Here is a 7,082-nt window from a genome sequence, read left to right as displayed (position 1 = left end):
TGGGCGTCGTACAACCGGGTGGTCAGATCGGCAATCTCATCCGAGGAGAGAAGGTGAGCGCGGCTCAGGCCATCGCCAAAATAGACGAGGGTGCGTCCCTCTGCCGGTGCCTTGCTCAGGGCGTCGATGGCGGCCTGCAATCCGGCCCCCAAATCGCACGAACCAAGAGGTGCCCGCTTCTGGAGCTTTTCCCAGCCGGCCTGAAACTCGGGGCTCCCCGGGGCCACAAAATCCGGGTGCATCGGTACTGCTTTAAGGTCCACCGCCACGATCTGCACGCGGTCCGCTGGCGTCAATTCTCCCAGAAATTTCTCCAGGGCAGCGAGCGACTTCTCTCTCACTGCTCCCGTTTGGGCTGCCGACGTGTTGACGAGCACGACAATGTGACGTCCACCAGACTGGACCGCCGGGACTGGCGGAAGCACAGCCGCGAAGTACTGGCTGCCGTCTGCCGCCTGGAAGAGCTCCAACTGGGCCTGAGGTGCGGCCGCTTCATCGGCCGTGGCCACCGAAAAAAGCGACCCCATCACGCCCAATGCCACCATCAGGCCGACCGTCATTTTCACCGTCAATCGCGTGCACACCATGGTTCCGTTTCTCCGACGCCCTACAAACAAACGGCTGAGGACCGATGTCGTGTCCCCCACCACTGGATCGGGTCACCCAATGCGACGAGCGTTCACTCCACACTCTGGAGGACTATGGCCATTTTAACTTGGGAATCGTGCATTTGCCAAGCAAAAACTTTCGACCGGGATAACGGGGTAAAGTGGCGAAAGTGCAAAACGTGGCCAGCATAAAACGGTCCGGCTCCGCGCCACCGCCATTTTCTCGCAATCCCCGGCAGGTCTTGCATCCCATACAAATTCTAGTCTTTTCCTCACAGCAAAGCCTGCCGTTTTCTCGGCCAAACGATTAGAGAGATTTTTTTCCGCGAAAGTTCCCCCACTTGCTTCCACCCATCATTGCCGTTCTTGACTCCACGGGCAAATTTTCCCGGCTGGCAGCGCAAAAAAAATGGCCCGACGTGGGAGATCCCCACTCGGGCCAGGCACGGGGGCGGTTCAGGCAGGGAATTCTGCGGTCAGCCGCTCATTTGATGTTGGTCGGGATTTCCAGGTTGAAGTCCCGCAGAGCCAGTCGGGGAAGTGCACCGAGGGTGGCGGCCGCCAGTCCGCGGAGAACCCGCCCGAGGGACACCCCCTCGTTCTCCGCAGGCGCCGCGTTTGCGCCCACCGGTTCAGCCGCGTCCATTTCCAAACCGTTTTCCTGGACAGCGGACTCTTCCCAATCATAGGATCCTTCCAGGTACTCGCCGGTATACGTGGCGTCCGGGAGCGGCTCATCCATCGCCTCGTCCAAGGGAGCCGATCCGGCTTCGGCGGGAGTTTCCTCTTGCCCTTCGCCCTGGAAAGCCTCGCCTTGGGAGCTTTCCCCAGCAGGATCGGAGGTATCCTCCAAATCTCCTTGGCCGTCCCGATTGTCCCCCACACCAGGGGCCTCATCGCTCATCCGATACCCGGGCATATCCACGTCCCACATGCTGCCTGCATCCCAATCGCCCGAGTTCCAGTCATAGGAGGAGTCCATGTACTCGGATTCCGCGGATTGGTCAACCGTGGCCGGGCTTTCGGGGACGGTGTCGCTTTCCACCCAGAAGAAGTTCTCGCCCGGTTCTCCGTGCCAGGGAGTGTCGAAAATCAGCGGAGTCGATGGCGAGCCATCATCGCTGTCGGCCGAGGAGGAGACGATCGGCTCGGGATTGACGATTGTCCAGGTTGTGTCGTCCTCGGGCGCGGCAGGCTCCTCGGGGGTGAGGGACTCGTCGTCCTTCATCGCATCATCATAGGAGTCGTCCTCCATCGCGTCGTCATACGAGTCGTACTCGCCGGAGTCGTCCAAGGCTTTGGGGGAGAAGCCCTCTTCTTCGCTGGGCATCATTTCCTCGGCGGATTCCGGCTCGGCCTGATCTTTGGGATTCCCTTCCGAAGGCACCAGGCCCTCGTCATCGGACATCACCTCCCAGGCGGGATCGGTCATCTCGGAATACACGTCCCATTCTTCGTATGCTTCGTCGGGAAGCGAGTCGGCCTCTTCCTGGGCAGGGTTGTCCGACATGTCGGCGAGCTGCCGCTCTGCGGCCTCGTCCGCTCCTGTCAGGTGGCGCGATGCGGCAAACAGCCAGGCGGCGGCGACATCGGCCTCGTAGTCCGGTTCCCAGGTCCGGCCGTCAAAGGTGTAACCGGGACCGGTGGCTGCGTCGCCTGAGTCGGCGGTCGCGGGGGCCGGCGTCGGTTCGGCCGTTTTTTCGTCCTCAATGCGACAGTAATTGGGCCGGGAACCGACATGTTCCTGACTGCCCATCAGGTAGTAATACTTCTGGTACCAGGGGAAATAGCCGTCCTCGGCGAGTTCGAGGTCGCCGGAGGAGCTTTCCTCGCTCCGGTTTTCCTGGGCCATTTCGTAGCGGGCGGCCTCTTCGGGGGAGTACTCGTCCACAAAGCTGTACTGGGCAGTTTCGGAAGGCTCTTTCGCGTCCGGCGAAAGGGTGGGGGCTGGAGCCTCATCAGAATTTCCGGAGAGCGAATCGTCAAAGTCGCTAATCTCTGATTCGGCGGCGTAATCGTCTTTTTCTTGCCCGTCGTCAGAATCCTCAACCCAGACAAAGTCCTCTTCCTCGGGCACAAACCGATAATAATAGCGATAACCACTGGCGGGATCGGCGGATGCGGCTGAGGATGCGGACTCCTGGGTGGCGAGGGGATCATCGGGGACGGGGCCTGTGTCCCAGGCGCCGTTGAAAGGATCGTTCGTCGTCGCGCCTTCGTCGGAGGACAGTGTGGTCGCCTCCGAACCAGACCCCTCGGCGAGCATTTCGGTGAATGTGGCGGAGGTTTCAGAAGCACGGTTCTGGGCCAGGACGGGAAGCGGTCCGCGAAGCGAAGACAGTCCTATCAGTAACAGGGCTGAGCTACATAAGCCGAAGACGGCAGTCGAGAACGCGGTTTTTCTCATGTTCAACTCCTCCTTGGCATTCAGGTGGGAAAGCACACTTGGCTGGGTGGGTGGCAAATCTATTGCACTCGCGCGAAAGAATCGTGTGCCGGTATCGCTATCGGCGGCATCGACGAAATGTATTGGATAAATTCGATAAGATTCGTAGTATGCGTATTTCGCAGAGTATGGAAAGTTTAATGGCGCACTGTGAGGATAAGGAGGCCGTATCGACAGCGCCACCCGCGCGATGCGGACAGCACTTCACCCCAAGGAGGACAAGCTCGGACGGGGAAACTCTGTTTATTCCGCGTTTATTCGGCGGGTCGGCGGAGCATCACGAGCACCATCTTGAAGGCTTTGGGGGCTCGCACAGCGTGGGGGACATTGGCGGGCAAAAGGATGGCCTGGCCCGCACGTACCAGGTGCCATTCTCCGGCGATGCTCACGACGGCCTCGCCTTCCAGGACATGGATCATCGCGTCGAATGGGGCCGTATGCTCTTCGACGCTCTGGCCCTCATCAAACGCAAACAGCGTGATCGATCCGGTGGGGTGTTTGACGAGGATCCGGCTCACGATCGCCTGACTCTGAACGCTCAGCAGTTGAGAAAGATCGAGAGGTCGCGCAAAAAGGTTCTGGGTGGGCTGTGGATTGCTCATGCGGGAATCCTTCACATGCCTGAGGTTCGTGACGCGCTGGCAAACTCGGGCACCGGAAGTGCCATCAAAGTGATCACAGCACTGGCCTGTGCAGACACAACTGTCGGTTTTTGGTGATGACGCTCAATTTTACCGGTTCTGTGGCCGAAATGCGAAGCCATTTTGCCTTGCCGAGGGATCTTTGGTCTTTTCGCAGTTGCCTTTCTGACTGCGATGCTAATAATACATGAATTTCCCACGATTCTGGAAGCGGCCACAGTGCTGAAGTGAGGGCCTTGACTGGAAAAGGTTCCCCGGCCTGTGGTCGAGTCGATTGAACCATTTGACATGTGATAAGGGAAAGGAGTGACGCCATGCTGAGTGCAAAGTTGCTGCAGGCTCTGAACGATCAGCTCAATGCCGAGTTATATTCTTCCTATCTCTACCTGGCGATGGCCGCACGGTGCCATGCGCTCAACCTGCCCGGGGCGGCCCACTGGCTGGAAGTCCAGTCGAAAGAGGAGAGGGAGCACGCTGAGAAAATCTACAGGTACATCCTCCTTCGCCGGGGAGAGGTGAAGCTTCAGGCCGTCCAGCAGCCACCCAGTAACTGGACCAAACTGCCCCAGTTGTTCGATGACGTGATGGCCCATGAGCAGGAAATCACCAAACGGATTCTGGACCTGCTGAAACTGGCGCAGCAGGAAGGCGACGTCGCCACCGAGAGTTTCCTCCAGTGGTTCGTGGATGAGCAGGTGGAAGAGGAGGCTTCGGTGGACGCCATTGTCCAGCGATTGAAGCTGGTGGGGGATGCACCCCAGGGCCTGTTCTGGATTGATCGCGAACTGGCTCAGCGAAGCTGAAGATCCAGTGGCGTTGAAAAGTTTGGCCTCGCGGCGGATAGCGGGAGCGAGTTTTTTAGACCGACCGATAAGGTAGGTCGCCGCTTCGTCAATGTTGGGGTTTGCAGAACTGTTTGCCTGACCGGTAGGGGCAATTCATGAATTGCCCCTACCAAAACTGGACTCCATATAGCCCTGGAGACCACCCGGTTTCCTATCCCCGGACGCGGGCGAGTTGTTTTTCCAGCCGCTGGGGTGAAACGGGCAGGGCCGTGCCCAGTGCCTGAGCAAAGAGGGAGATACGAAATTCTTCCAGCATCCAGCGGAACTGAATCAGCTCGGGATCGAAGATGTCCATTTCCTCGTGAAGCTGGCGGCGTTTGCGGTAGGTCTCCCAAAACGGGCGGAAGGTGGCCAGGGCCTGGCGGTCACGGATCGCGTTGCCCAGTTGCAGGGCTTCTACCCGACGGCATATTCCCTGGAAATACCGGGGATACTGGCGGAGCCAGTTCCACGGGGTGTGGGTGAGAAAACCGGGACGGACGAGCTCGTTGAGTTGCTCTTCCATATCCTGCCGGGCTTCTTCCCATTGGGGAGCGGTCAGTTTTTCCACGGCCAGCCGTGCCTGATGGTAGCCCTCCAGCAGGGGACGGATGAGCGACAGCACTTCCTGGATGGCCAGCGGCAAACGTCGCAGACCGGCGTGACGGAGGCGTTGAAACTCCTCGCGGGTCCGAGGAAGCTGGCCCCACTGCCCGATGAGCCACGGTCCGACCAGACTCTCGTCCAGGAATGCGCGATCGACGAGGGCCAGAAGAAGCTGGTCCTGGAAGTCGAATTCCGGAAGTTGCGTGGCGATGAGCCGAAGCCGATCCCGATCGGGAAACCAATCCCAATGGGGATCGAGACGTTCCTGTGTGGCGAAGGCGAGCAGGCGGCGGAGGCCGAACCGGGTCTGGTAGGCCGCCCGGGCGGCACTGTCGGCCAGTCGTAAGGACACCGAGTCCCTCGCGTCCACCAGCATCGGGAACGCCTTCACCGGAATGCCGCCGCGGTGTACTTCCACTTCTTCGGGGAGGTCCTGATCGGGCCAATCACGGAGATGGTCTTTCGTCCAGACGGGATCGTCGATGACCGAATAGGCCACCGTGGTCCGGCTTCCCAATTTTTCACGCAGTTGCCAGAAGTCCCGGCCCTGTGCCAGAACCTGTCCCTTATCGTCCACCACCTTGATGGACATTTGCAGTTCAGGGGGGATCTTGTCAAGCTGGAAATCCTCCAGACGGATTTTTTCTCCAGAAATCCGCGAGAGGGCTTCTGCCACAGCCGGCAGGAATCGGCCTTCTCCGAACCGCATCAGCTCCACGGCTTGCCGCGCTTTCTCGGGGATGGGCACCAATCGCCGACGTAGTTCCTTGGGGAGGCACCTGATGAGGGCGGCCACCTTCGGTTCCACCATCCCCGGGACGAGCCACTCCAAACGTCGCGGGTCCAGGTGATGGAAAACTTCCACGGGGATGGTGAGGGTGACCCCATCTTCGGGATGTCCCGGCTGGAAGCGATAGGTCAGAGGCATGGGGGCCTTTTCCACGATGAAGTGGTCGGGAAAACGCGTGGACACGTCGGCCGGTAGCTCCTCCTTCAGGACGTCCGACGGTTGCATGTGGAGAATTTTCGGATTTTCCCTGCACGCTTCCTTCCACCAGGCGAGGAGTCCCTGGAGATCGTACACGTGCGAGGGGATCCGCTGGTCGTAGAAGTCGAACTGAGCCCATTGACCGAGAAGCAGGTCCAGACGCCGGAGCTTGATCTGGGCGGTTTCCAGGTCTCGCACCAGCCGCTGGTTGTGCTCGAAAAAGGCCGCCTGGCACTCGATTTCTCCCTCCACGAGACCGTGCTGGATGAGCATTTCCCGCGCGGTTGGAGGATCGATAGGTCCCAGCGGGACACGCCGCCGGGGCACGACGGGCAAGCCGAAAAGGAGCACTTTCTCGTAAACCATGGCCGCCCCATAACGCCGACTCCAGTACGGATCCACGTACGTTTTTTTGATCAGATGGGGCGCGAGTTCTTCCACCCAGGCGGGATCGATCCTGGCGCACACCCGCAGGTAACGGCGGGCGGTTTCCACCAGTTCGGCGGCCATCACCCAGGCCGGTTTGGTTTCAAAGACGCCGGACCCGGGCCAGAGAACGGCCTTGCCACCTCCGGCCACGGTGTACTCGTAGCGGTTGTGCCGCATGGCCACGTTGGACAGGAGTCCGGTCAGGATCGCCCGGTGGATTGCCGTGGGATCGTCCTTGCGGCGGTTGAGTTTCATCCCGGACTCGGCCACAATCTCCTGCAGCTCGCGAAAAATATCCGACCACTCACGGAGTCGATTGTAGGAGAGGAAATTCTGCTGGCAGGCTTTCTGCATCTGGCTGCGGGAAAGTTTGGCTTTCAGCGACTGGTAGAAGTCCCAGAGTTTGAGATAGCCGAGGAAATCGGACTCCGGATGGCGAAACTGGGCGTGGCAGAGGTCGGCCTCGGCCGCCCGCTCGGGGGGCCGGAGTCGGGGATCATCGACCTCCAAAGCCGCGGCGATGATGAGAACCTCGTGAAG

The 7,082-nt window shown here is 60.0% G+C and carries 4 protein-coding genes and 1 pseudogene; 1 reads left to right on the top strand and 4 read right to left on the bottom strand.

Features of this window, described 5'->3' with window-relative positions:
- The 3 genes and pseudogenes from H5U08_RS07290 to H5U08_RS07280 form a co-directional block, all read right to left on the bottom strand.
- Positions 1-587, bottom strand: a pseudogene (locus H5U08_RS07290) (hypothetical protein); the annotation flags it as partial.
- Positions 588-1,092: 505 nt separating this feature from the next.
- Complete coding sequence (locus H5U08_RS07285) at positions 1,093-3,015, bottom strand: hypothetical protein (protein ID WP_297031703.1); 1,923 nt, start codon at positions 3,013-3,015, stop codon at positions 1,093-1,095.
- A gap of 293 nt (positions 3,016-3,308) precedes the next feature.
- The gene (locus H5U08_RS07280; protein ID WP_297031702.1) at positions 3,309-3,656 is read right to left on the bottom strand and encodes a cupin domain-containing protein; all 348 of its coding nucleotides are present in this window, start codon (positions 3,654-3,656) and stop codon (positions 3,309-3,311) included.
- Positions 3,657-4,009: 353 nt separating this feature from the next.
- On the opposite strand from H5U08_RS07280, the gene H5U08_RS07275 reads away from it, so the two are divergent.
- Complete coding sequence (locus tag H5U08_RS07275; protein WP_297031700.1) at positions 4,010-4,498, top strand: ferritin; 489 nt, start codon at positions 4,010-4,012, stop codon at positions 4,496-4,498.
- 193 nt (positions 4,499-4,691) lie between these two features.
- Here H5U08_RS07275 and H5U08_RS07270 read toward each other — a convergent pair.
- Positions 4,692-7,082: DUF3418 domain-containing protein (locus H5U08_RS07270; protein WP_297031698.1), on the bottom strand; the 2,391-nt coding region annotated here is incomplete at its 5' end.

The organism is Thermogutta sp. (assembly GCF_014359955.1).
Classification (GTDB): Bacteria; Planctomycetota; Planctomycetia; order Pirellulales; family Thermoguttaceae; genus Thermogutta.
The sequence above is the reverse complement of the archived record's forward strand: the minus strand, read 5'-3'. Positions and strand labels throughout refer to the sequence as shown.